This window comes from Chryseobacterium oryctis, assembly GCF_025971925.1.
Taxonomy (GTDB): Bacteria; Bacteroidota; Bacteroidia; order Flavobacteriales; family Weeksellaceae; genus Chryseobacterium; species Chryseobacterium oryctis.
Genome location: NZ_JAPDHV010000007.1, coordinates 64730 through 88501 on the forward strand (window position 1 = coordinate 64730; position 23772 = coordinate 88501).

Sequence of the window (23772 nt, forward strand, 5' to 3'; positions counted from 1 at the left end):
AGATCGTCTTCGCTTATAAATTGGATTTTAATATAATTCATTTTGTTTAACTAACATTTAGGTTTATAATAATATAATTTAGTTAAAAATTGAAATAACTTCATTCATACATTTTTGCTCTTATATATAAATGAATTTGTGTTACAATTTCTTATTACAAAAATGACAATATATTGTATAAAATATTTTATATCATTTCATTTTTAAGTTATATAATTTTCACACATTGGTGAATATTAAACTCAAAAAATATCGCTTCCCATTTAAAATGCAAATGAAAAAACTCTTTATTTACAATATCTTCAAGATAAAATTATCTTTATTTAATCCTGATGTATGATATTGCCAGTTAATTGCGATTACTTCAGAAAGCGCTTTTTTAAACTCTGTTTCATCATCTTTTATCTTAACGAAAATATTTCCTCCTTTGATAAAAAAATCTTCTATTTCACTCTCTGACATCCTGTCCGAATAAATTGCAGTAGATAAATTTTTAAATCTGCCATTCGTTTTAATCTCAAACAAAATCTTTTCCTCAAAGACATCATAATTAATAAATACAATTTCAGGTACAACATATTCCTCTTCATTTATACAATTCAATATATCATTAATATTCTCAAATATCTGAATTCTTGTACCTATTTTTATTTTGCTTAAATTATTTTTAAAAGAAGTTAAATTTTTATCATTATCATCTACAATTGCAATATTTAAAAACTCTTTATTCATCATCTTAAAAAGTTGCTAAACTTTGCACCTTTCTTCTTCTTTCAATAATCTTGAAAAACTGAGAAGGTGTAATTCCTGTTGTATTTTTAAACTGTGTACTCAAATGTGCTACACTTGAATAATTCAATCTATGTGCAATCTCTGTAAGATTTTGCTTGTTTCCTATAATGAGTTCTTTTGCGTACTCAATTTTCTGGAGAATAATAAAGTTCTCAATTGACGTAAAAGTAACCTCAGAAAATAGATTGGAAAGGTATCCGTAGCTGTGTTTCAATTTCTCAGAAATATAAATAGAAGCTTTTACAGGGATAATTTCCTCCGAAAAAACCAATTCAACGATTGTATCTTTTATTTTCTGAACTAAAGCATTTTTTTGACTCTCAATAATTTCAATACCGTAATCTTCAAGATTTTTTTTGAATTTATTGTGTTGTTCTTTTGTAAAAGTCTCATAAAACTCTACTTCACCGAAATCTAACAAGCGGTATTTTACCCCTTGTTCCTTCAGCTTTTCATCCAACACCTTTTTACAAAGGGCATTGAAATCAAATTTAACGTACATTCTCATCCTAATATAGTGTATAAAATTTTGAGTAAATATAAAAACTTTAATTCAAAAAAAAGTGAAATAAAATTACTTTTTTTATAAACTCTCATAAAAAAAAACTCCTGTATCATTCAATACAGGAATTTTAAACACTAAGGATGAAAAAAATATACTTCTAAAAAGCTAAAAAGCCAACAAAGCATATGAATGTAACATTATACAAATTCTATTCTATGAATTTGATTATTATATTACAAAGATGAAAAAAAATATACATCACCTGTTATAGAATTATAAGTTAAAATTATATAATTACAATTCATTAACTAGTGAAATAAATACTCCATCAAATAATCATCCATTACAAAATCATTTCCGATATCTAAAACCACTTCATTATATACTTTATATCCTTGTGATTCGTAGAATTTTTTGGCAGAATTATTTTTATTCACATTTAGAATAATTCTCTTATTTCCAAAATCCTGAACTTTTCCTTTCAAAAACTCCAAAGCTCCTTTACCAAAACCCTTCCCTTTACTTTCAGGAACTAAATATATTCTGTGAAGTTTTGTTGTTTCTTTCTCATAATTGTGCTCATAGCCCAAAAATCCTTCATAAGAATCATTATTTTCATCAAAAATCAGATAATAATGATAATTCGGATTCTGCAAATGTTTAGAAATCTCATCTTTGGAATACATTTCTTCCAACATATATTCAATCTGTTCATCAGAGATAATTCCTTTATATGCACTTTCCCAAGATCTCCTTGCTAAATCCTGAATCAAAGGAATATCTTTTTCTATTGCTTCTATTAATTTCATTACTTTAAATTTTATGATTAAAAAAAGTGAAAAGCTTTGAGCCTTCCACCTTTTGTATCGTTGTTTTAATAAGTCAACTTTCGATTTAAAATGTTACTACAAATTTTAAATAATAAAAGACACCCTTATTAAATTTTTGCCATTTCAGCTTTTATTTTTGAATAAAGACCTTCTGAAGCTGGAACTAATGGAAGTCTTAAATAGTTTTTAATAATTCCTTTTTCTGTCAAAATAACTTTTATTCCACAAGGATTTCCTTCTGCAAAAATAAGTCTTGTAATTTCTACCAATTTGTTGTGAATTTCATAGGCTTCCTTTACTTTTCCTTCAAAAGCCAACTGAACCATCGCAGAAAACTCTTTTGGATATCCTTGTCCAATTACAGAAATCACTCCATTCCCTCCTGCCAAAGTTACAGGAAGTGTGTATTCGTCATCTCCGGAAACCAAATTAAAACCTTCAGGCTTTTTTCTTAATATATCAAAATACTGAAGAATATTTGGTGCAGCCTCTTTTATTAAGAATAAATTCGGGAATTCTTTTGCCAAACGCAACGTTGTATCAGCTTCAATATTCTGTCCTGTTCTTGACGGAACATTATAAATAATAATTTTCTTACCTGTAGAAGCAAGTGCTTTGTAATGTTGATAAAGCCCTTCTTGATTTGGTTTGTTATAATATGGAGACACAGAAAGTACCGCCTCAAATGCAGATAAATCTGTTTCTTCAATCTGTTTTTTTACTTCAAGAGTATTATTTCCACCAATTCCTAAAACCAAAGGAAGGCGTTTATCATTAACCTTAATGATATGCTCAATCACCTGTTTCTTCTCCTCTGCAGAAAGCGTTGCAGCTTCCGCAGTAGTTCCCAAAACCACTAAATAATTGATTCCGTTTTCGATATTATACTCAACAAGTTTTGTCAAGCTATCAAAATCAACGGATAAATCTTCATTAAAGGGTGTCACCAATGCAACACCTACTCCTTTTAAAATGCTCATCTGTTAGAATTATTTTTTTCAAAATTAGCAATTTCTGCTAAGAATTTCTAATAAATAATAATGTTTTATTATACATATAATTATATTTGCATATACTAAAAGATATTATGAAAAATAAATTCTTGTTACTAGGAATTGCTCTGATTGCTCTTTCTGCCTGCAAAACGGTTTCTCCACTGCAGGTTTCGAATGTGCAGACTCAGAAAAACATTTCTATTAATAATGAGCTAAAGAATGATGAAGAGTTTGTAAAATTTATTGAACCTTATAAGCAAAGATTGGATAAAGAAATGAACCAGAAAATTTCCTATACCAATCAAGACCTTACCAAACAAGGTGACAATAGTAATTTGGGCAATCTTTTAGCAGATTATACATTCGATGGGGCTGAAGAATGGGCAAAAACAAATCTTAAAAAAAATATCGATGCCGCATTAATAAATATCGGAGGAATTCGAACAACAATTGGCAAAGGGGATATTTTATTGAAAAGTGTATTTGAAGTAATGCCTTTCGAAAATGAAGTTATTATTGTAAAAATGAAGGGTTCGGATTTACAGGGACTTTTTGATTATTATGCAAAAACTCAGGTAAACAACCCTGTTTCTCATTTATACATAGAAACAGATAACGGACAAATAACAAAAACTTTAATTAACGGAAAAACAGTAAACCCTACACAAGAGTATTTAATTGCAACCTCCGATTATCTGGCTCTTGGAGGAGACAATATGAAGTTTTTCTTAAAAGGAGAATCTATCCCAACAGGCATTAAATTGAGGGATTTATTTATTGATTACTTCAAAAAAAATCCTGAAGTAATTCCAAATACAGATGTTCGTTTAAATTTTATTGGTAAGCAGTAATGGATAGAAAAAGTTTTTTAAAAGCAATAGGTGGCGGAACTTTAGCTATGGCTTTAGCTCCCAATATGATGATGGCAGAAGAATTAAAAATTCTTGATTTAAAATCTGCTAACAAACTGACTATTCTACATACCAATGACCAACACAGCAGAATAGAACCTTTTGATTCAAGCTATAGCAAAAATCCTAATCAGGGAGGATTTGCAAGAAGGGCTAGTTTAATTCAACAAATCAGAAATCAGGAATCTAATGTTTTACTTCTAGATTCCGGAGATATATTTCAGGGGACTCCATATTTCAACTTCTTTGGTGGAGAATTGGAGTTCAAATTAATGTCAATGATGAAGTATGATGCCTCCACAATGGGAAATCATGATTTTGATAATGGCTTAGACGGATTTTTAAAAGTATTACCTAATGCAAAATTTCCGTTTATCTGTTCAAATTATGATTTTAAAAATACTGTTCTTGACGGAAAAACATCTCAATACAAAATTTTCAACAAAAACGGAATCAAAGTAGGAATTTTCGGAGTAGGAATTCAATTGGATGGATTAGTTGGTAAAAAACAATATGGAGAAACTATTTATTCAGACCCTATTGATGTAGCTCAGCATTACTCAAACTTGCTGAAAAACGAACAAAAATGTGACCTTGTAATCTGCCTCTCTCATATAGGATATGACTACAAAGACGAACCCAATAAAATAAGTGATAAAATCTTAGCTGCCAAAACTGAAAATATTGATATTATTTTAGGGGGACACACTCATACTTTTTTACCGGAACCTCAAACCTTTACGAATAGGCAAGGAAAAAATGTTTTGGTAAACCAGGTTGGTTGGGCTGGACTTCTTTTAGGCAGAATTGATTTTTATTTCGATACAAACAAAAATGTAAAACATATTTCCTGGAATAATCAGGTAATTGATAGCAGTATAATAGCATAAGCATGAAAAAACTTTTAATCTCTCTTGGTATTTTAGCATCCCTGCAATTTGTAAATGCACAGAATATTTCTTCAAAAAAATGGGCGGATTTATTTTCCTACAATAATGTTTTAGCCATGAAGGAAAGCAACGGAAAAATAGTTGCGGCAACAGAAAACGGGATCTTCTATTATACAATTTCAACGGGTGAGATTACGAAATTATCTAAAGCCAATGGTCTTCACGATGTAAAAATATCAGCATTTGATTATAACCCACAAACGAATATTGGTCTTGTTGGTTACCAAAATGGTTCTCTTGACGTTATCACACCCGAAGGTGTTACTTATGTTGTTGATATTCCTTTAGCAACAGGCTATACAGGCAACAAAAAAATTAATCATATATCCATTACTGGTAACAAAGCTATTATTTCTGTAGGATATGGTGTCTCTGTTTTTGACTTAACAAAAAAAGAATTTAATGACTCTGCCTTCTTTATGAACGGAGGAGTATACGAAGCAAGTAATGAAGCGGCTTTAGTAGGAAATAAAGTTTTTTCTGTGACAAACTCAGGATTAAAAAGTCATGAGATGAACACAACCTTCCCTGTTTACTCTACCTGGACAACAGAAATGACGGGTTCATTCACCCAAATTGATTCAGAATCTGTTTTATCATTTGGTTCCTCAGCTGTTGCTTATTTATATAACAATGGAGTTTCTACACCTCTGCCTCAAAGTTTCGGGGGTATTCGTGATATTGTTGTGACAAATAATGATATTGTTGTGACAGATGCCAGCAGAATTTATACATTCTCAACTAACGGAACGACGACTGGTAATACGAGTATTGGAGAAGAATGTAATACTGCAACAAAAGTTAATGGAAAAATTTATGGTGGAACAAAATTGTCTGGTATAAAAACAGAAGATGGCACAATATTCAAACCTGATGGTCCATATAGTAATATTTCATATAAAATCTCTTTACTCAATGATCAAATCTGGGTAGCCACCGGAGGAAAAGTTGGCTACAATGATCCTACACCTGGTAGAAATATTGGATATTATCATTTTGATGGAAGTAAGTGGATTTATCCAGATTATTTTGCAAATAATCCTATTCAGTTTAACATTTTGGATGTAGTTCCTAATCCTTCTAATCCTTCTGAAGTATTTTTTACGAATCACATCCACGCACTGAATCAAAAAGGCATTTACAAAATGGAAGACGATGCTTTCAAGAAAGTATATAAAAACAATGATTCGGCACCAAATTTAAATAGAATTACAGGACTAACATTTGATGAAAACAATAATTTATTCGCTGCTGTATGTTTTATCGAAGGTGGATCTGCAAATACAGGATATTTCTTTTACAACAAATCTGCTGATGGCTTCACTCTTGTTCCTATTATTAATGCCGGAGGTTCTCAAAAACCAATTACAAAAGATGGGATTTTATATTTACCTTCTCCATTTTTTGATCCGGGAGGACTAATCATTAAAGAATATAGTAGCAATCCTACTTCCACTACTACTCCATACAAGATTATACAAAAAGGAAACGGATTACCCGCAAGTGGAACCGTATCTGCTGCAATTGATAAAGATGATAATGTTTGGATTGGTACCAGATTAGGTTTAAGAATACTTTCAAATCCAAAAGCAGCAATAACTGAACCTTCACCGCAAGCTGTTCCTGTAATTATTGAACAAAACGGAATTGCAGAAGAATTATTCAGAGATAATACAATATTACAAATTGAAGTAGATGGAGGAAATCATAAATGGGTCGCCGTAGAAGATGGTGGTGTATATTATTTATCACCTGATGGAGAGAGAACTATAAAACACTTTACAAAAGAAAACTCCCCTCTTCCAACCAATAGTGTGACAGACATAAAAGTTGATAAAAAAACGGGAAAAGTTTATTTTGTAACACTTGATGGTATTGTTACTTATCAAGGGGATGTTGCGGAGGTAACATCTGATTTCGGAAATGTATTAGTATACCCCAATCCTGTTGTTTACTCTAATTTCAAAGGTCTTGTTACCATAAAAGGTCTTGCTGAAAAAACAAACATAAGAATCGTAGATGCTGCAGGAAACGTTGTACATTCAGCGGTGGCAAGAGGTGGCTATTATGAATGGGATTTGAATAACCAAAAAGGAAAAAGAGTCGCTTCCGGAATTTATTTTGTTTTAATGACCAATGAAGATGGTTCAGACAAAGCTACCGCTAAAATAGGTGTCGTTAATTAATGAATTCACAAAACGCATTTTTACTTTCTTACTTAAAATATGGTGAAAATGATGCAGTTCTGCATTGTTTTACAAAAGAAGATGGCTTTCAGTCTTATTTTTTGAAAGGAATTTATTCCAAAAGAAATAAGAAAAAAGCCTTACTTCTGCCGTTAAGTGAAATCAATTTTTCATTGAATCCCATTAAAGGAAACGGAATACATACCGTTTCCAATTTTGAACTGATAAAAAGTAATGATATTTACACCGATATTAAGACCAATACCATTATTTTCTTTATTACCGATTTCTTGAATCAAAATTTAAGACATGAAAATCAGAATCTTAGTATTTATACAGGTCTTGATGAGTTTATTGATGAGTTAGCTCAAAAAAACTATCAGTCTCATTTAATTTTTTTGATTAAAATTTTAAAAATACAAGGCGTTTCTCCATTAATTAATGACGAAAGTTTTTTAGACCCAGAAACAGGAACTTTCACCCATGAAAAAACACACCAGCTATTCAATGACAATATTTCAAATATTTGGAAAGCTATTCTTTTGGCTGAAAACCCTTATCAAATAAGAGTTCATTCTTCTTTCAGAAAAGATTTTTTAGACAGTATTTTGGTATATTATCACTACCACATTACTGATTTCAAAACACCCAATTCATTGGAAGTTATTCAGGAAATTTTTGAATAAATTAATGAAGTTTCATTACAAAATTCATCAATAATTTAAAGTTTTTTATACATCAAAAATTGTGGTCCACTCCTTCCCATGCGTGTTTTCCCATCACATTGGTAACCCACTTTGAGGTAAAGATTATAAGCCGAAACATTGTTTTGATTAACCGCCAAAACGATTTCATTACAATTTTTAAAATGTTCTTGTATAAAACTATCAATTTCAGTCATTGCCAGTTTTCCTATTCCTCTGCCCTGCATTTGAGGATTTATAGACAATGAACGCAATAAAACTGAATGCATATTATCCGTTAAATCCAATTTATCTTCTCCAAAATCTAGGGTGAAAAATCCTGCAGATTTCTCATTTTCAAAAATCGTTACCGGAAATTCTTGATTTGTATTTCTGTCTTTGATTCTTTGCAATGCGAATTCTGCGGTAGAAGTATATTGAGCCTGAATTTCATCCAAAACATAATTTAACTCTGGAAAATCATCGTGTTTAAAAAAACGCAGGCTAACCATAAATCAATATTTTAATGATGATAAATATCTTCATACATTACACCTGCACGAATCTCAATTGGAAGTTTATTTTCTTCAGGAACAATCGGGCAATTGTAATCATAAGCATTATAAGCACAAAAAGGCTGGTAAGATTTGTTGAAATCTAAAACAATTGTGTTTCCTTTAGGAATCGTTAAATCCATATATTTTCCGCCTCCATAAGTTTCTTTTCCGTTGGTTGCATCACGAAAAGGCAGAAAAAGATAATTTTTATATTTTTTTTGTTTAATTAAATCTAAACTTTGGTACAAACTCAACGTATAAGATTTTCCGTCTAACTCAAAAGTAGCTTTTCCGTATTCTTTATAAGATTTCGTCTTTCCTGACGATGTTGGAAGCTCAAATGGTTTAGCATTTTTTGTTTTTACAAATTTTGCTGTGACTTTATATTTTAAAGCAAACGGAAAGAACGGATGACCTTTAAAATTAGTAAAATTATCTCCTCTTAAAGGCGTTTCAGCAGGATTCAGATATTCTGCATTTAGTTTTTCCTGAAATTCCTTTATTTCCATTATGTCTTGTGACACCATTTTTTGAGAAAAGGCAAATAATGGAAAAAGTAACAATATCAAAATATATTTTTTCATGAACGTGTCTAAATTACTTGTTAAAACTAAGATTTTTTACTGTAAATACTATTAATATTATATTACAAAAAATGCTCCAAATTAACAAATAGGCTAATTTTAATAATGTAATACAAATCTTAATTCAGGAAAAAAATAGAATACAGATATATCAATACGACTCTGAAATTTTCACACGATAAATATCCGATGAATTTCTTTTGATTGATTCAACATAGAAGCCTCCTTCTTCGGGAATTACTTCTTTCAAATCAAAACTTTTGCAATCTTTCGGAAGTCCTGAAAATATAAGTGTAAACCAAAAATCACGCATAAAAGGGACAGGCGTCCAGTTGGGAAAAATGGTAATATTTTCTGCGTGTATTAATTCACTTCTATGTTCAGAATGATTATCAAAAAGATATGTTGACTGCCAAATTCTGATAAGATTTCCTAAAAAAGGTGAAGCCGGAAAACAGCAATGCACAATCACTTGTTTCTCTTCTTCTACTTTTGTCTGAAGAGATTCTAAAAGTTCTTTTACAATGACAGGTTTTTCAATTGTTTCAGCCACAAGAAATATTTTCTATTACCTTGCAAATATACTTACTTTAAAATACTTTCTGAATGACAAAACCCATTCTTCCCCATTTAATTTCCATTATTAAACGGGTAAAATAAACTTTTCAGCTCAATAATTAATCTGGAATTTATAACTCATCAACCAAATATAGCCTTCTCCATTTTGTAATTGTATTTCTACTTAATCTGAAATGAGCGGCTAATTGGCTTTTGTTTAGTCTGTTTTTAGTTTGATATTCTAAAATTTTCAGAATATCCTCTTTAGAATACGCTCTTAACCTTTGATTATCTACACTATTGGTTTGAATTCCGTCAAAGATTTTTTCATTAATCTTAATAATATCAACAGAGGTTAATGTTTCTTTTTCAAGAATACTCTTACAAGATTGCCATTTGTGCGGAAACTTTTTAGCAATGATATCAGAATATATTTTATTATAATCGGGTGAGTTTTGAGGGCAATTCATTAGTTTCTTAATTGGTTTATTTATTTGACATTAATACTTTGGCTATTCAAATTATAAACAAAGGATGATGTCATAACAGATTTTTGAGACATAATATGAAATCGTATTCTATTACTTCTTTTATTAAAACCTATCGATAAATAAACAAGGGAAGTACACAAAAAGGCAAATGCTTTTTGGCAATTGAATTTTGTGTACTTGTTAGGCTAAATTTCTTTTCATCCTATGTTTTTTACTGCGGAATAAAAATTAGCAGAGGGGAAACTAATAATTAATTATTCACTAGCAATATTTCGACAAATATATATCAAGGATTTTTTTTATCAATATTTATACGTATCACACAGGTATCACCCGTATTTATACAATTGAAAAACAATTAATTAAAATAAATACTACAAACTAAAAACTATTTAATCTGAATTATATTATTGTATAAATGTTAACGTAAATGAAATATTCGCAGGTATAAATAGAGGAAAATTACTCTTTAGTATCTAAACTTCTCATCCAAACATTTAAATCCACCTCAGAAGGGATATTATATTTCTTTCTAAGTCTGTTTTTTCTGATTTGCACCGCACGTATACTTACAAACGTATATTCTGCAATGTCTTTAGTACTATAATTTAAGAATATCATCGCACAAAACGATAACTCAGAAACTTTAATATTCGGGTTTAGTTTTTTTAAATTTGATATAAAATCGGGATAAAGCTCTTTGAATAAAATTAGAAATTCAGGAGAATTTGCTCTTACTAACTGTATTAATTGTTCAAATTTATTTTCGTTTAATGTTGAAATTAATTCTTCCCTATCATCTTTCAACTGTGATAAATACTGCGTTGTTTTCTTTTTCTGATTTTTTATTTTTAAAAAAACGGCAATAGCAGCTATAACAATAAGTATAGACAAAGAAATAATTATCGTTCTGTAATAATCAATTTTATCTTTAGATTTGCTAATCTCGGTATTATTTAAGTAAGAGATAATATTAGAAGTGAGCTGCTGTCTTTCATTATCAACCTTTTTGCTTACTTTTTTAGATTCATTGTAATATTTTGTATAAAGGTTTTGTTTGGAAGGAAAATTCTTCAAATAATCAACCAATACAGAATATTGTTCTCTCTCCGCATTATCATATCCTAAATCTTTTGCATTTTGCAATGCATCTTCATAATATTTAATTGCTAAACCCTCATTTCCTTTTCTTGCATTTAAATCACCATATCTTTTCAAAGTAAAAAACAAGTAGTTAGACTTATTTTTATTCAGAAGATCTAGGGATTTCTTTAAATATTCTTCCCCTTTTGTTAATTCATTCTGGAAAATATACACTTCTCCAATTTGGGCATATGTTGTTGTAAAATTATACAGATCAGCCTTTTCATCAAATTCTTCAAGTATTTTCTCCTGAATTTTTAAATGAACCATCGCAGAATCATATTCCATTTGTTCTATAAATATCTGAGCAAGGTTCTGATGCGCCCAAAAAGAACTTAATCTTTTAGATTGCTCATCCAGTTTTTCCGATAACTTAATTTGTTTTCTAAACTCTTCTCTTGCTTTATCATATAAGTTAGTCTGGGAAAAGATAAGCCCTCGTAAACGATGATATTCAGATTGTATTATTTTATCTTTTTTAAAGAGACTTTCTTTTTCAATTTCTTTTAAATAAGAAAATGCATCATTGAATTTACCCACTTCGATCAAAGCTTTTGCAATGTAAATATTTCCTTTCGTAACTCCTAAAGAACTTTTACATTCTGTTGCCTGATTCAGAGCTTCTTGAGCCATCTTTACAGAAGACAGCATATCGAAATTTGCAAAGTAATGTTTTGATTTATCTAATTTATCAGCTATCTCTTTTTCACTACACTGCCCATTAAAAAAGCCAATACTTAGAATAAAACAAAAAAATAGAATAAATTTTTTAAGCATATAATTTTACATTCATCAATTGATGTAAGATCCATTTACAATTATTAAACCATAAAGCACAAAAATAAGAAATTTTATCAACTGTGATAGCAATGTGTTATGTAATTTATACCTAAAACTACATAAATTATGAAAAATACGAAATAAAACATAAGAAAATCAATTAAAATCCAGCATCTATATTAGAAAATACACCGAATCTCATAATTGTTTTTTTTAACATATAACATCGATACATTAATAACACAAATTTATCTCGTGAAAAGAAATATAGAATTTAAACCTATTTCAATAAAATAATTGACAATTGATAATCAATAATCTATATAATTGCAGTGCAAATGCAGTGTGAATATTTTTATACAAAAGCATTATTTTTGTCAAAATTTTATCATTTTCAATATTTCAATTCTCTATTTTGATTATTATGAGAACAAAATGAAAACTTGGAGATCAACATAAAATAAAAAACACATAAAATGAAAAAAATAATTCCCTTTTTAAAATTCCTTTCTCTGGAGGTCGTCTATTTAAACAAAAATATTAATGTAGGTATTAATACAAAACAGATAAAATTTCATTTCATCTGTTTTAGCCAACATTCTACATGAAGTTAGTAACAGAAAAGGTGAAAAATTGGTGCTCACATTACGTTCACTAATACAACTACATATTTCAATCTAGAAACAATTCGCTTTGTACTGAAAACTCAATTCCGTCTAAGAAAATAATATTCTAAGTGAAATTATTCATTCAATAATTATTCAGATTAAACGACAGTAATTTAATACAGACTCATTAATTATGAAAAAAAATATATTTATAATATTTTCTCTATTTATATTGAAAAACACATACGCCCAAGTAGGAATCAACAAGAACAACCCTACAGCAACCCTAGATATCCAATCTAAAAGTAATAGTATCTCAACAAAAGCAATTGAAGCCAATGATGCTACAAACAACGAGGTTTTTACAGTTTTTGATAACGGAAATTTACAATTTGAAGGAGCTTTGATGCCCAATGGAAATCCTGGTAAAAAAGGGGAATATTTATTTTCTAAAGGTACCGGTTACGCTCCAGAGTGGAAAGCTATTTTTCCTGAACAGACAAAACAGATTTATGACGTTTTCCAGGGGGCATATTTAGGAACTACAGGAACCCTAAATAATTCTGCCTCAACATGGATTAAAGTTGGACCTTCAACCACAAATATAATTAATTCTTCTATCGGGATCTGGAGTACAACAAATCGTGAGTTTACAGTTAGCAAAAATGGGGTTTATATCATATCCTTTTCATTAGAAATGTATACAGGAACAAATGAAACTCCTACTCAAGCTTTTGCTAAACTAACAGCAGGAGATGAATATGAGTTTTTTGCAGATGTAATACTAGGTTATTCTCCAGGTTTTGCTACCTACTACAATACGGTTGCAGGAGAAGTTGTAAAAAAATTAAATATTGGAGATAAAATATATATTTCAGGATTCAACGCCAACCAATGGAGAGAGACCCAATCTTCTCTGCAAATAAAATATGTAGAACTTTAAAAAACAAATATGAAAATACACACAACAATAATTACCTTTCTTACAACAGTTCAAGCCCTCATGGGACAAATTGGAATAAGAACAACCAACCCATCAGCTATGCTTGATGTAGTTGCTGATAACAATATCAATAATACACATATAATAAAAATAAGAGACAATAGTAAACAAGATCTAATGTCGGTCGGAAAAAACGGAAATTTATTTTTCAAAAGAAGTTTAATTGCCAACAATTCTTCCGGTACTAGTGGGTATGTACTAGGATCTAATGGAGCCAATACCTCCCCTCAATGGAAAGATGTTTCCAACTCTCCTCTCTATAAATATGTTGCAATTGCATATCATGCACAAAATTCATTAAGCATAAGCGGATTGGCTTCAAATTCAGACATTTCTATTGACTTTGGAACTTCTCCTACCATTAGCAGCTCTGTTATAGGAAACTGGAAATCTACAACAAAACGTTACACTGTTTTGGAAAATGGAATTTATGATATAACTGCTACAGTTCCTTTAAGTACCAGCCAATCATCCTCTAATCGAAAAGCAGTTATGACAATTAATCTTGGGAGTTATAAACAGCTTTATAAAGCTACCCGTAATCAGGGGAGCAGTTATAATATGACTTGCACAGGAAAAGTAACCCGTTATCTTACGGCAGGAACAGAAATATGGGTTACTGTACAAACCAGTAATTTGAATACTTCACAATCCACTTGGCAATATAAAGACGCTATACTCAACATCAACTATTCTCCTAAAACCAATTAACATGAAAAACATTTCTTTACATTTTATCATATTTATTTTGTTTATACTTTCCATAAATAAAATAACAGCCCAAATAGGAATTCACACAAATACTCCTACCGCTACATTAGATGTGGTTTCACAAAATTCTAATACCTCCGGAAAAGTATTAAAAGCAAGTAATTCATCTAATCAAATGTTAATAGATGTCAATTTATCCGGAGACTTGACTTTTGGAAAAGCAATTATGCCAGCAAAAAAACCCGGAAATGCAGGAGAATATCTAATTTCACAAGGTCCAGATACAGCACCGGTATGGGGTAACCTTCCCAAAGGGGCAACAGTACAAATTTTTAATGCTCAAAGAGATTCAAATAGTACCACTACAAATGCAATCTCTAGCTATGTCCCTATTTCTTTTCCTACAATTAATTCCAGTATAGATCCTGCATATGGTACCTGGAATAGTACAAGCAACAAATTTACAGTCGCCAAAAAAGGAATTTATACCATTACTGCAGGTTTTACTTCCTATGATGTCAAATGTGATATGTCAAACTCAATCGATTGGGAAGTATATGCTCCATTTATTTTTCTTGAAACTTCAGACGAGTATGCAGCCAATGGAGTCACTACTTTAATATACAATAGCTCATATTCAGCGTATATCACTAAAAGCACAGTGCTCGAGGCTAATTCTATAATTCAAGTATTAGCAAACTCTAACGCATGTTCTTGGAAACAAGGTCCCTCTTTTATCAGTATTTTATATAGTGAGATTCCTTAAATTTCCTGTAAAAAACACTGTTTATTTTAGTTATGATAAACACTAATGAGAATATAATTTAATTTAAAGCCATTCCCACCCCTTATTGAAAGTCTGTTGAAAAAACATTATGATCTTATAAATCATGTTAAATCATATTAAACTGTCTTTCCTCTTTTTCAAATTCTTCTTTTATACCTGCAAGAAGGTTTTCTTTTGATAGTGATGTCGCCTGATCTTCCAAGGCTAAAAGAGAAGCGTGCAATATGACGGAAACAATCTGGGCTCCGGTAATTTCATAATGTTTTCCGAGCAGACAGATCAAATCATGATCCACAGAAACATTTTTCGGAATGGCTTTTTCCCAAAGCTCAATACGCTCCTGCGATGTAGGTTTTTGAAATTTAATAATCGTATTGAATCTCCTTAAAAAAGCATCATCAATATTATTTTTAAAATTTGAAGTTAAAATAACCAAACCATTGAAGCGTTCTACCCTTTGCAATAAATAACTTACTTCCTGATTTGCATAACGGTCGTTGGAAGAACGAGTGGTTGTTCTTTTTCCAAAAAGTGCATCTGCCTCATCAAAAAGTAAAATCCAGTCTTTATATTCTGCCTGATTAAATATTTTTTCAAGGTTTTGCTCGGTCTCACCTATATATTTTGAAATTACCTGAGACAAATCTATTCTGTAAACAGGACGATTAAATTCCTTGCCTAATAAAGTTGCTGTAAGAGTTTTTCCTGTTCCGGGAGGGCCATAAAACAAACATCTGAAACCGGGTAATACCTGCTTTTTCATTCCCCAATCGTTCATAAGGGTTTGCTGATGCTTGATCCAAAGTTTGATCTGATTTACCTGTTTATGAATAGCTTCGCTCACGACCAGATCTTTCCATTCCATTGAAGTACTCACTTCTCTAGCCGGAAAATTGACCCCGAATTTTGGTTTAATATTTTCTCCGAAGCATAGAAGATGAACAATTTCTTTTGGAAGAACAAGTTTTCCGCTCATAACGGGTTCGCTTTCTTTCACTTCTTCCAAAACGACAATATTTTCTTTATAAAACCAATGATTGGTTGAAAAAATCTTCTGAATTCTGAGACGGTAATCCAGATCATTTTTTGCCAATATATACTGAATGGTCTCACCTGTAGGAATCATTCCTCGATGATTTCCTTCTCTTACCCCACCCAATTCCGGAAAGTCACCACCTTCAGGAAAAGCCTCCCGAATGACTTCGTCAAAAAAAGAAGGATAAACATGAGGCATTAAAGCCATCAACAAAATAAAGCCTTCTTCATGAGAAACTTCTCTTTTCAGCACATCAGAAAAAGTACTTTTAAAATTGACATCTGCAGGTTCATTCTGTCCTAAAGCATTCAGAATATATTTTTTGAGATTGGTAAAAAGCATTCTATTATTTTAAAAACTTATTATAATTCATTATAATGTATGTCCCCATAAAGGATCAGTTAATATTCCTGTCAGTCCGTAATCTATCATTTCCTCTGCAAAATCTTTGTGCACAATCGTATTTCCTTCATGGTTTAAAAGCGAAAACAGCTTTCTGTTATTGGTTTTAGATTCGTCTATTTCCATTTTAATCAGATCTCGGATTACTTTATTGCCTTTTGGTCCCAACTCTTCAAATAATTCGTACTGAGATCTTTCCCAATCAAAAGCATCTACCAATTCTAAAATATTGAGCAGAAAAAAAGGAGGTATCTTTTTATTTTGAAATTCAATATCAAAAAATTCAAAATAATGAGCATCTTCTGACTTCTCTAAAAATGATTTTGCTTTTTCAGAAACCACCAGTTTACTTATCCCCAATGAATATAAAAAATCGTTCTTTTCTCCAGATGCATTTTTTATTGTTGCTTTCGGATTGCACATTCCTTTAAGACTAACGCCCAAGTACATTTTTTTTTCAAAATCAGCATCAAATTTCATCTCTGAAATATACAGTTCTTCGGGCTCAAGTTTTGCGTAAAATCGTCTATAATCTGTCATAAAAATAAAATTAATTAAAATACTACATTATTTATATGTATTCCTCCTCCATTGCTGATTGCTGTTCTGGCACGACCTATTACGGCATCTAATCTCGATAACGCCTGAGCTTCCGTTATAAGATTCGCATCCAAAGCAGTTCTGATAGTCGTCAGTTCACTTGCCATTCTTGCCGTGTAATTAGGGTGTGAACCCAAATGTAATGCAGAATTTCCGAATTGGGAGGCTAAACTCGGGTTTAATGTTATTGCAGCAGCTCTTGTGGATAAATCTGGCGCCACCATGATTCCATTTCTTGCTCCATCTTCAATATTAAACCCAATCCTTGTAAAAAAGTCATCAAATGCTCCTCTCAACTCTCTTGGAACTATATGATGAGCCTGGAAATTGGCAGGCTGAACACCAGATATTCCTCTTCGTAAAGCAGCTGTAGTTTCTCCATTCTGAATAATTCTTAATCTGTCTGCTGCCGAAAGACGAGATCCCACAGAACCTCTTAAGCCTCTGAATTCATCAACTCTTGCTGAACGTGATAAGCTGCCTAACTCATCAACAAACCTGCTTGGTGTACGTTCCACTCCTACTATAATTCCTCTTGACGAACCGCTTCCGATAAGTACTTCATCCCCCAAACGCACTGTATCATCCAATAATCCGCCTCCTCCGGCTGGTCTTAGTCTGTTTTGTTCTATAAACTGTAATTCACCTGTAGCCAGCAATACCCAAGGGTTGATATAACCTTCTAATCTGAACCACCCTCTGTTGAAACGAATTCTAAAACGTCTGAATCTTACTCTTGAGAATAGTCTTTCTCCCAGTTCTTCAAGTGTACGAACACCCTGTCCTATTCTTCCTCTTACTCCGCTCATGATTAATCTTCCTCGGCTTACCATAGCTCTTGTGGTTTGCAGTACATAATGTCCTGCTTCAGTGATGCCTCTTACTAATCTAGCTCCTACCCTTCCTGTTCTTGCAATTACCCTACCTGTAGCGGAAATAGCTGCTCCTGCCAATTTTGCAGCACCTTTCGCACCATCACGAATTCTTCCCCAGAATGCTGAACTTCCCAACAATGCAAATATTGCTTCTACTGCCGCGACTGCAAAAGCTCTCGCTAAAGATTTACTAGCTCCCTGAATATCTCCTGCAATCGATTTATAGACATATTCTCCCAAATAGTAAGATGATCTTATCACAGCAACCCCAATCATGATGGGACCTAAAGCACTAAATATTGCAGGTAAAGCAGCTGTAATTGCACCTCCGGTTAATATTTCGACTAAAACAAGTACGATAATCACTCCTAATATTGCAGGAATCAGCCAACTTCTGTTACATTGCCACCAATGCCCAATTCCGTTATACATTTGGTTAAGCGTGTATCTTGCTCTTTGACTTCTGGTAAGAGGTCCGAATTTCGCAGCTTCAGGGAAAGCACTTGCTCCTGTTTCACGGCGACCTTCTGAAGAAGCTTCAGGCATCGTACATGGTTGTCTGGAAATTTCCTCAGAACTTTGAGCCATCATTTGTTGCAATCTTGATTCGGTCTCTTCTTCATGAGAAAGAGGAGCGGCATGAGAAACTCCACCATCACCTGTTGCGGAATCAGCTGATTCCGTTGTTCCTTCTTCACCACCAATCCCTCCTCCAGCAGGAATCATTTCAGATAAAATTCCGTGCACGGTTCTGGAGCTGTCTGTAGAATTACCAAATTCAACAGTTCCGTCTTCACCAGTACGACTCATGATAGCCTCCTGTAGTTGTTCACTCGGAGTAAAATCTCCTATGGAATCTACTCCGATATGCTGTTCTGTAAATTCTCTTCTACCAAATAATGCCGCATCATCGGGATGTATACTTTCTGCAATTCCAGATTCCTGAAGCTGATCACTTAATGCAGGAGTGGCTGCATCTACTGATGTTCTTTCAAATGGTAAAGGAGTGGTAAGATCAACGCCAATCAATTCTTCTTCCATTTGTCCTTCAAATTCTCCAGGAGCACCTCTTGCTGCGGCAACCTGATTACTTAGAAGCGTTAAGTCCATTTCAGAAACCATGACTGCAACCCGATTTACTGCGGCAGTTTTCTCTTCATCAGAAGCTGCAAACATTTCCTGAAGGAAAGCAATGATTCTACCTTTCACTTGAACCCACGTTTCACCAAACATTGCAAAATTCGGCATCGCTCTTAATACCCCGATCATTATTCTGAGTACAAAATTGATAATAGGAGGCTTAAAACAATCCGGTAAAATTCTCCAGTACCAAGCGGTAAGAACTATTGGTATAAGCCAAGGATAGGTAGCAAGGATTATCAGTTTAGCGACTATTGAAACAAACGGTCTTATAAGCGCCCAAACCCGTTGTGCAATATCTGCTATAAACTCACCAATTCTTATACATTGTGTGGCAATCCAAGAGCTGACTTCCTGTATCATGTTGGCAACAGATTGTACAATGCTTCTTAAAAAGGTAAAAATTGATGATTGTATCACGGCATTTACAAGAGACTGAAAAGCTGCCTGTAATTGCTGAAACACACTGTTTATCCATTGTAAAGCAGAATTGACAAGATTTCTAAGTTGCTCTATACCCTGCTGAATTGGGGTTAAAATATTTTGTTGTATATAATTTCTGAATCTTACAAATACCTCATTATTCCAATTGGTTCTTACCCATTGTACAGCTCTGTAAATACCATATACTGTGGCTCCAATCAGAACAAATGGACCTAAAGGAGAAAGCATTACTAAAATTCCACCAATGATCATTAAAGGAACTCTTATCGGCTCAATAGCTTCTTTTATCCAGTTCCATGCTTGTGTTGCTTTTTCTACAATCCAATCCCATACAGAATTTACACTCTCCCAAGCGATATTGAATATTCTTTTTATCCAGTTCCATGCCCTTTCAATAGCATTTCTTATAGGTTCTATCAAATCCCAGAGCCAGTTAACTTTTTCTACAATCCAATTCCATGCATCGCTTGCAAAATGTCTTATGGCATCCATTGCAGGGCGACCATACTCACTCCAGATAGAACTGAAAAAACTGCTCACCCTGTTGAATACACTTCTTAATCTTGCCAATGCTCCACTTCCTAATCTACTGATAAAATTGGATATTTTTTCGGCAATCTGTGCAAAACTTCGACAAGCATCAGCTATGGTTCCTTGTAAACTTTGCATTATACCATCTACAAATTCATGCAATATTCCGGAAAGACCTTCTTCCTGCAACCTGCTGAATAAACCTCCTGTAAGGGTATCCAATCCTCTTGCAATCATATCCCGGATAGGTTCCCAAATGCTGGATCTTAAAAAATTGAGCAATCCCGGTGCAATAGAGTTGATTATATCTTCTGCCCTGTCTTCCACCCATTCAATTACTCTTCCTCCGAAACGGATGACCGCACCTCCTGTATAATCCCACGCTGTAGAAGCTGCATCAGCAATTCCACCTCCTATTCTTGTTAGAATATTTCGCTGAATTTTCTGATCTTTTGTAGATTGTATAGGTAATTTTTTAATATTACTTCCGCCTTGCTGAATGGTATGGGTAAGCTCATGAGCCAGTAAGAATTTCCCAGAGCTTGTAGAAGGACTATATTCACCTTGATTAAAATAAACATCATTCCCAACCGTGAATGCTCTTGCATTGAGTTCCTTACTCATTGTACTTGCCTGGGAATCTGTATGAATTCTGACTGAAGAAAAATCAACACCGAATCTGCTTTCCATAAAGCCTTTAGTATTGTTATCCATCATCTGTCCACTTCCTTGTGAACTTCTGATCTGGTTTTCTAAATAAGATGGGGCTAAGGCTTCTGGTGAATTAAAATGTGAATATTTTTGTACAACATTTTGGGGCACCTCATTCATTTCTTTTCTTCTCATTCTTTCCTCTTCCTCGCATTGAGCACATTTTTTTTGTACCAATGGTGTTGTATGGGAAATTTTATGTTCTGAAGTGGAAATTTCTGACGAATCAATCAGTGATGATCTTTGAACAAAATGGGACACATCTTCTGCAAGAGGTTTTCTTCTCAATCTTTCTTCTTCCTCGCATTGAGCACATTTTTTCTGAACTAAAGGAGTTGCCTGTGTATTAAATTGATTAGTCTCTGAGGAAGTATTGAGTACTTTTTCCGCAACGGAATCTGCTTCTGCTTCAAAAACATCATTAGCCGTACCAATACTCAATTTTTTTTGAATAACTGGCTTGAAAAATGAAGAGTTACTTTTCTTTGAAAGTACCTTTTCCTGAGTAGATACAACTTTTTCCATAATGTTATTGAGTTCAGCACTTAAATCTCTTTAAGGCGCATATATTCTTGCGAAAAAAACATGTGCTTTTTCTTTTATATCCCACCATATTCCTGCAATTCTGACTGCTGCTTTTTCATCTTCTATTTTCCAATACATGAAGTCAACAGCTTCTTGAAGGATAGATAATTGTTTTTTATAATCTTCATCGATGTCTATAGTTGCCTTTTGTAGTATTTCCACATAATTTTCTTCCAAACTGCTTAATACAGGTTTAGTTTGAACAACTTTTTCAACATCTTCTATTTTTATATTTTCTTTAGCAATTTTTTCTAATTTTTCAATGAATTGATTTTGTTTCATTATTCATCTTATTAAAAAGTAATATTAGTTTTTGTATTTCCTGCTATGGAATCCCATCTTTCGGATACATCCCTCACCTGTTGGGTATAGCTACAGGTTGCAACCGGTGTTATTGGTCTAAAAGCGATGTCTCCGCTACTATTAATATAATATCCCCACTGTACACATGCAGATATCCAGTTTCTGCCTGAAACATCTGTACAAACAGCACAGGTATAAAATTCTTTACCCACATTTGTATCTGTACTCCAGTCTCCGGGAACATCCCAAAGAATTGCAGGAGAGGTTTCTGAACCTTCCTGCCCCACCCAAGTAGAGGTATAGTAAGGATTAGCAGATGTTGTAAGGGTATCAACTCTCCAACCTCTTGAAGGTGCTGAAGCATCACTCCAGCCAGATCTTTCTCTTCTTGTTGCGTCAGTAGGATCTGCCGTCTCCATATTTCCAGAACTATTTTGTGTTATATTTCTTAAAGTCTGAATTAATTTCATAGGTGTACATCTACCACAATACTGATTGTCTGCTATTGATGCTTCAATTTTCACATAAACTCCTTTTACATCTCGAGAAGCAGCCCGATAAGGATATGTTCCTTTGTAAGCTTTTGAAAACTTGAAACGCATAGAATAATTTCTCAATCTACAATTAGCAGTATATGTATTACCCATAATTGCATCCGCAATCATAGTTCCGTTGGTAATCCCCTGATCAACACCTGTCCCTGACTCAGCAGTTGCATCATCTACTTTTTGAATTTTCCTTCCGATCCCTCCATTTTGCTGTATAGTATGTGTCAGTTCATGAGCAAGTAAATGTTTTCCTGAATCTGTCTCCGGATTATATTTTCCTTCATTAAAATAAATATCATTACCTACAGTGAAAGCATGAGCATGTAATTCTCTACTCATTTGTACGGCTTCATTTCCTGTATGAATTTTCACTCCTGAAAAATCTGCTCCAAAACGGCTTTCCATAAAATCTTTAGTATTTCCATCCATCATATTTCCTTTTCCTCTGGTCCTATTTATATTATTTTCTATATGAGAGGGTGCAATTGAGCTTTCAGAAAGTGCTTTAGCATTTTTTTGTATAGTTTCTGCTAAAGATTTTGTCTGTATTTTTCTTTCTTCCTCTTCACAGTGTGCACATTTCTTTTGAATCATAGAACCTGAATGTGCAAAGTTTTGCGAAGAAGTATTTTTCATTTGTATGACTTTATCTGCAACATGATCTGCTTCTGTTTCGTATCTGTCATTGGAAGAACCCACACTTAGCTTCTTCTGAATCACAGGTCTGAAAAACGAAGTATTTTTATTTGATGAATTCGTTTGGTTTTCTCTAAATGTATTTTGTGATTCCATAGGATCAATTTTAGAGGTTCTTTTTTAAGTATATACTTTATTTTAAACAATTAAACCATTGTTCCGTTTGCATTTATCGGTTTAGACAAATCCCAGTTGTTATTGGAGATCTGCTCAGATAAGCATTTCGTTCTATATGCTGTTTTCTGTAAAAGCTTCTTTGAATGATTGATGAGCCATTTGTGGCGAGTGTCTACATATTGTTTAATCCATTTTTTTTCATCTCCTCCATTTAAAGGTACATTTTCCGGGAACCTTTCCCTTAAAAAAGAAGGAATACTTCCTGAATGTATATAGCTATCATAAATAACCAACATACTCAAAGCCTGCGTAAAAAGGTTTTTCTCAAAAAAATGTAATGCAGGCTGGTAATACAGAACATCAAAAAATTCGTCTTGGGTTGTCCGCATAATTATATCTTCTTTTGCCGATCTTTTTAGAAGTTTTTTGAAGTCTGCATCATCTACCAAAGCTACTTTTCCTATTTTGGAAACATAAGATTTAAAATCATTGGCAAATAGACCTTTATTAGCAATATATTTTTCAATAAGAGCTTTTAAATTACCTTGTTCCGTAGTCTGACTACGTCCGTAAGTGATTTGGCGTGTTCCGTTTTTTCCGTCAGGATATGTTACAAGAGTATCGTACTTCCCTTCTTTACTACCGGTTTCAAATACATTGATAACCTGCAGAATCTTATTTTTTTGTAGTTGGGTGATCATATTTAATTT

The 23772-nt window shown here is 32.7% G+C and carries 22 protein-coding genes; 7 read left to right on the forward strand and 15 right to left on the reverse strand.

The window, feature by feature from the left end:
* Positions 1–291: 291 nt before the first annotated feature.
* The 4 genes from OH806_RS14235 to dapA all read right to left on the reverse strand — a co-directional run bounded on the left by OH806_RS14235 (position 292) and on the right by dapA (position 3107).
* Positions 292–732, reverse strand: a complete 441-nt coding sequence (locus tag OH806_RS14235; RefSeq protein WP_264744340.1) for a response regulator — start codon at positions 730–732, stop codon at positions 292–294.
* Between the two features lie 4 nt (positions 733–736).
* On the reverse strand, positions 737–1300 hold the full coding sequence (locus OH806_RS14240; protein WP_264744341.1) for a helix-turn-helix domain-containing protein: 564 nt from the start codon (positions 1298–1300) through the stop codon (positions 737–739).
* 305 nt (positions 1301–1605) lie between these two features.
* Positions 1606–2106 carry a GNAT family N-acetyltransferase gene (locus tag OH806_RS14245; protein ID WP_264744342.1) on the reverse strand — a complete coding sequence of 167 codons (501 nt, stop codon included), beginning with the start codon at positions 2104–2106 and terminating at the stop codon, positions 1606–1608.
* A 128-nt stretch (positions 2107–2234) separates the two neighbouring features.
* Positions 2235–3107: a 4-hydroxy-tetrahydrodipicolinate synthase gene (gene dapA / locus OH806_RS14250; RefSeq protein ID WP_264744343.1), complete on the reverse strand. Its 873-nt coding sequence runs from the start codon at positions 3105–3107 to the stop codon at positions 2235–2237.
* 107 nt (positions 3108–3214) lie between these two features.
* On the opposite strand from dapA, the gene OH806_RS14255 reads away from it, so the two are divergent.
* The 4 genes from OH806_RS14255 to recO are packed head-to-tail and all read left to right on the forward strand — an operon-like array spanning position 3215 to position 7855.
* The gene (locus OH806_RS14255) at positions 3215–3973 is read left to right on the forward strand and encodes a 5'-nucleotidase C-terminal domain-containing protein (RefSeq protein WP_264744344.1); all 759 of its coding nucleotides are present in this window, start codon (positions 3215–3217) and stop codon (positions 3971–3973) included.
* Positions 3973–4923, forward strand: a complete 951-nt coding sequence (locus tag OH806_RS14260; RefSeq protein WP_264744345.1) for a bifunctional metallophosphatase/5'-nucleotidase — start codon at positions 3973–3975, stop codon at positions 4921–4923. The genes OH806_RS14255 and OH806_RS14260 overlap by 1 nt, the downstream gene beginning before the upstream one ends.
* A 2-nt stretch (positions 4924–4925) precedes the next feature.
* Positions 4926–7169, forward strand: coding sequence for a type IX secretion system anionic LPS delivery protein PorZ (gene porZ, locus OH806_RS14265; RefSeq protein ID WP_264744346.1), 2244 nt, complete (start codon positions 4926–4928; stop codon positions 7167–7169).
* Entirely contained in the window at positions 7169–7855 is a 687-nt protein-coding gene (gene recO, locus OH806_RS14270; protein ID WP_264744347.1) for a DNA repair protein RecO, read from the forward strand. Before porZ ends, recO begins: the two co-directional genes overlap by 1 nt.
* A gap of 35 nt (positions 7856–7890) precedes the next feature.
* Here the strand turns inward: recO and OH806_RS14275 are convergent, their stop codons facing one another.
* From OH806_RS14275 to OH806_RS14295, 5 genes are all read right to left on the reverse strand, one after another.
* Positions 7891–8364 (reverse strand): GNAT family N-acetyltransferase, encoded by a 474-nt coding sequence (locus tag OH806_RS14275; RefSeq protein ID WP_264744348.1) that lies wholly within the window; start codon positions 8362–8364, stop codon positions 7891–7893.
* Between the two features lie 11 nt (positions 8365–8375).
* A complete protein-coding gene (locus OH806_RS14280) occupies positions 8376–8936 on the reverse strand; it encodes a DUF1684 domain-containing protein (RefSeq protein WP_319804134.1) in 561 nt (186 codons plus the stop codon).
* Positions 8937–9144: 208 nt separating this feature from the next.
* Complete coding sequence (locus OH806_RS14285; protein WP_264744350.1) at positions 9145–9546, reverse strand: hypothetical protein; 402 nt, start codon at positions 9544–9546, stop codon at positions 9145–9147.
* Positions 9547–9682: 136 nt separating this feature from the next.
* Positions 9683–10021, reverse strand: coding sequence for a helix-turn-helix domain-containing protein (locus OH806_RS14290; protein WP_264744351.1), 339 nt, complete (start codon positions 10019–10021; stop codon positions 9683–9685).
* A 483-nt stretch (positions 10022–10504) separates the two neighbouring features.
* Positions 10505–11836 carry a tetratricopeptide repeat protein gene (locus OH806_RS14295; protein ID WP_264744352.1) on the reverse strand — a complete coding sequence of 444 codons (1332 nt, stop codon included), beginning with the start codon at positions 11834–11836 and terminating at the stop codon, positions 10505–10507.
* A gap of 930 nt (positions 11837–12766) precedes the next feature.
* Here OH806_RS14295 and OH806_RS14300 point away from each other — a divergent pair.
* The 3 genes from OH806_RS14300 to OH806_RS14310 are packed head-to-tail and all read left to right on the forward strand — an operon-like array spanning position 12767 to position 15053.
* Positions 12767–13516 (forward strand): hypothetical protein, encoded by a 750-nt coding sequence (locus OH806_RS14300; RefSeq protein ID WP_264744353.1) that lies wholly within the window; start codon positions 12767–12769, stop codon positions 13514–13516.
* 9 nt (positions 13517–13525) lie between these two features.
* Positions 13526–14287 (forward strand): cupredoxin domain-containing protein, encoded by a 762-nt coding sequence (locus tag OH806_RS14305; protein ID WP_264744354.1) that lies wholly within the window; start codon positions 13526–13528, stop codon positions 14285–14287.
* 1 nt (position 14288) lies between these two features.
* Positions 14289–15053 (forward strand): hypothetical protein, encoded by a 765-nt coding sequence (locus tag OH806_RS14310; RefSeq protein WP_264744355.1) that lies wholly within the window; start codon positions 14289–14291, stop codon positions 15051–15053.
* Between the two features lie 127 nt (positions 15054–15180).
* On the opposite strand, the gene OH806_RS14315 is transcribed toward OH806_RS14310, so the two are convergent.
* The 6 genes from OH806_RS14315 to OH806_RS14340 are packed head-to-tail and all read right to left on the reverse strand — an operon-like array spanning position 15181 to position 23763.
* A complete protein-coding gene (locus OH806_RS14315) occupies positions 15181–16452 on the reverse strand; it encodes an ATP-binding protein (RefSeq protein WP_264744356.1) in 1272 nt (423 codons plus the stop codon).
* Between the two features lie 30 nt (positions 16453–16482).
* Entirely contained in the window at positions 16483–17052 is a 570-nt protein-coding gene (locus tag OH806_RS14320; protein WP_264744357.1) for an imm11 family protein, read from the reverse strand.
* A 14-nt stretch (positions 17053–17066) separates the two neighbouring features.
* A complete protein-coding gene (locus OH806_RS14325) occupies positions 17067–21338 on the reverse strand; it encodes an eCIS core domain-containing protein (protein ID WP_264744358.1) in 4272 nt (1423 codons plus the stop codon).
* 30 nt (positions 21339–21368) lie between these two features.
* Positions 21369–21680 (reverse strand): hypothetical protein, encoded by a 312-nt coding sequence (locus tag OH806_RS14330; protein WP_264744359.1) that lies wholly within the window; start codon positions 21678–21680, stop codon positions 21369–21371.
* Positions 21681–21691: 11 nt separating this feature from the next.
* Positions 21692–23041 carry an eCIS core domain-containing protein gene (locus OH806_RS14335; protein ID WP_264744360.1) on the reverse strand — a complete coding sequence of 450 codons (1350 nt, stop codon included), beginning with the start codon at positions 23039–23041 and terminating at the stop codon, positions 21692–21694.
* A 50-nt stretch (positions 23042–23091) separates the two neighbouring features.
* Positions 23092–23763: a chitosanase gene (locus OH806_RS14340; protein WP_264744361.1), complete on the reverse strand. Its 672-nt coding sequence runs from the start codon at positions 23761–23763 to the stop codon at positions 23092–23094.
* Positions 23764–23772 lie beyond the last annotated feature (9 nt).

What these genes read in the sequence shown, in the direction of transcription:
- OH806_RS14300 (WP_264744353.1), top strand. Translation starts at nt 12,767, where the DNA reads ATGAAAAAAAATATATTTATAATATTTTCTCTATTTATATTGAAAAAC.
- OH806_RS14260 (WP_264744345.1), top strand. Translation starts at nt 3,973, where the DNA reads ATGGATAGAAAAAGTTTTTTAAAAGCAATAGGTGGCGGAACTTTAGCT.
- recO (WP_264744347.1), top strand. Translation starts at nt 7,169, where the DNA reads ATGAATTCACAAAACGCATTTTTACTTTCTTACTTAAAATATGGTGAA.
- OH806_RS14330 (WP_264744359.1), bottom strand. Translation starts at nt 21,680, where the DNA reads ATGAAACAAAATCAATTCATTGAAAAATTAGAAAAAATTGCTAAAGAA.
- OH806_RS14310 (WP_264744355.1), top strand. Translation starts at nt 14,289, where the DNA reads ATGAAAAACATTTCTTTACATTTTATCATATTTATTTTGTTTATACTT.
- OH806_RS14295 (WP_264744352.1), bottom strand. Translation starts at nt 11,836, where the DNA reads ATGCTGTCTTCTGTAAAGATGGCTCAAGAAGCTCTGAATCAGGCAACA.
- OH806_RS14235 (WP_264744340.1), bottom strand. Translation starts at nt 732, where the DNA reads ATGAATAAAGAGTTTTTAAATATTGCAATTGTAGATGATAATGATAAA.
- OH806_RS14290 (WP_264744351.1), bottom strand. Translation starts at nt 10,021, where the DNA reads ATGAATTGCCCTCAAAACTCACCCGATTATAATAAAATATATTCTGAT.
- OH806_RS14245 (WP_264744342.1), bottom strand. Translation starts at nt 2,106, where the DNA reads ATGAAATTAATAGAAGCAATAGAAAAAGATATTCCTTTGATTCAGGAT.
- dapA (WP_264744343.1), bottom strand. Translation starts at nt 3,107, where the DNA reads ATGAGCATTTTAAAAGGAGTAGGTGTTGCATTGGTGACACCCTTTAAT.
- OH806_RS14280 (WP_319804134.1), bottom strand. Translation starts at nt 8,936, where the DNA reads ATGGTGTCACAAGACATAATGGAAATAAAGGAATTTCAGGAAAAACTA.
- OH806_RS14340 (WP_264744361.1), bottom strand. Translation starts at nt 23,763, where the DNA reads ATGATCACCCAACTACAAAAAAATAAGATTCTGCAGGTTATCAATGTA.
- OH806_RS14335 (WP_264744360.1), bottom strand. Translation starts at nt 23,041, where the DNA reads ATGGAATCACAAAATACATTTAGAGAAAACCAAACGAATTCATCAAAT.
- OH806_RS14305 (WP_264744354.1), top strand. Translation starts at nt 13,526, where the DNA reads ATGAAAATACACACAACAATAATTACCTTTCTTACAACAGTTCAAGCC.
- OH806_RS14275 (WP_264744348.1), bottom strand. Translation starts at nt 8,364, where the DNA reads ATGGTTAGCCTGCGTTTTTTTAAACACGATGATTTTCCAGAGTTAAAT.
- OH806_RS14320 (WP_264744357.1), bottom strand. Translation starts at nt 17,052, where the DNA reads ATGACAGATTATAGACGATTTTACGCAAAACTTGAGCCCGAAGAACTG.
- porZ (WP_264744346.1), top strand. Translation starts at nt 4,926, where the DNA reads ATGAAAAAACTTTTAATCTCTCTTGGTATTTTAGCATCCCTGCAATTT.
- OH806_RS14255 (WP_264744344.1), top strand. Translation starts at nt 3,215, where the DNA reads ATGAAAAATAAATTCTTGTTACTAGGAATTGCTCTGATTGCTCTTTCT.
- OH806_RS14315 (WP_264744356.1), bottom strand. Translation starts at nt 16,452, where the DNA reads ATGCTTTTTACCAATCTCAAAAAATATATTCTGAATGCTTTAGGACAG.
- OH806_RS14325 (WP_264744358.1), bottom strand. Translation starts at nt 21,338, where the DNA reads ATGGAAAAAGTTGTATCTACTCAGGAAAAGGTACTTTCAAAGAAAAGT.
- OH806_RS14240 (WP_264744341.1), bottom strand. Translation starts at nt 1,300, where the DNA reads ATGAGAATGTACGTTAAATTTGATTTCAATGCCCTTTGTAAAAAGGTG.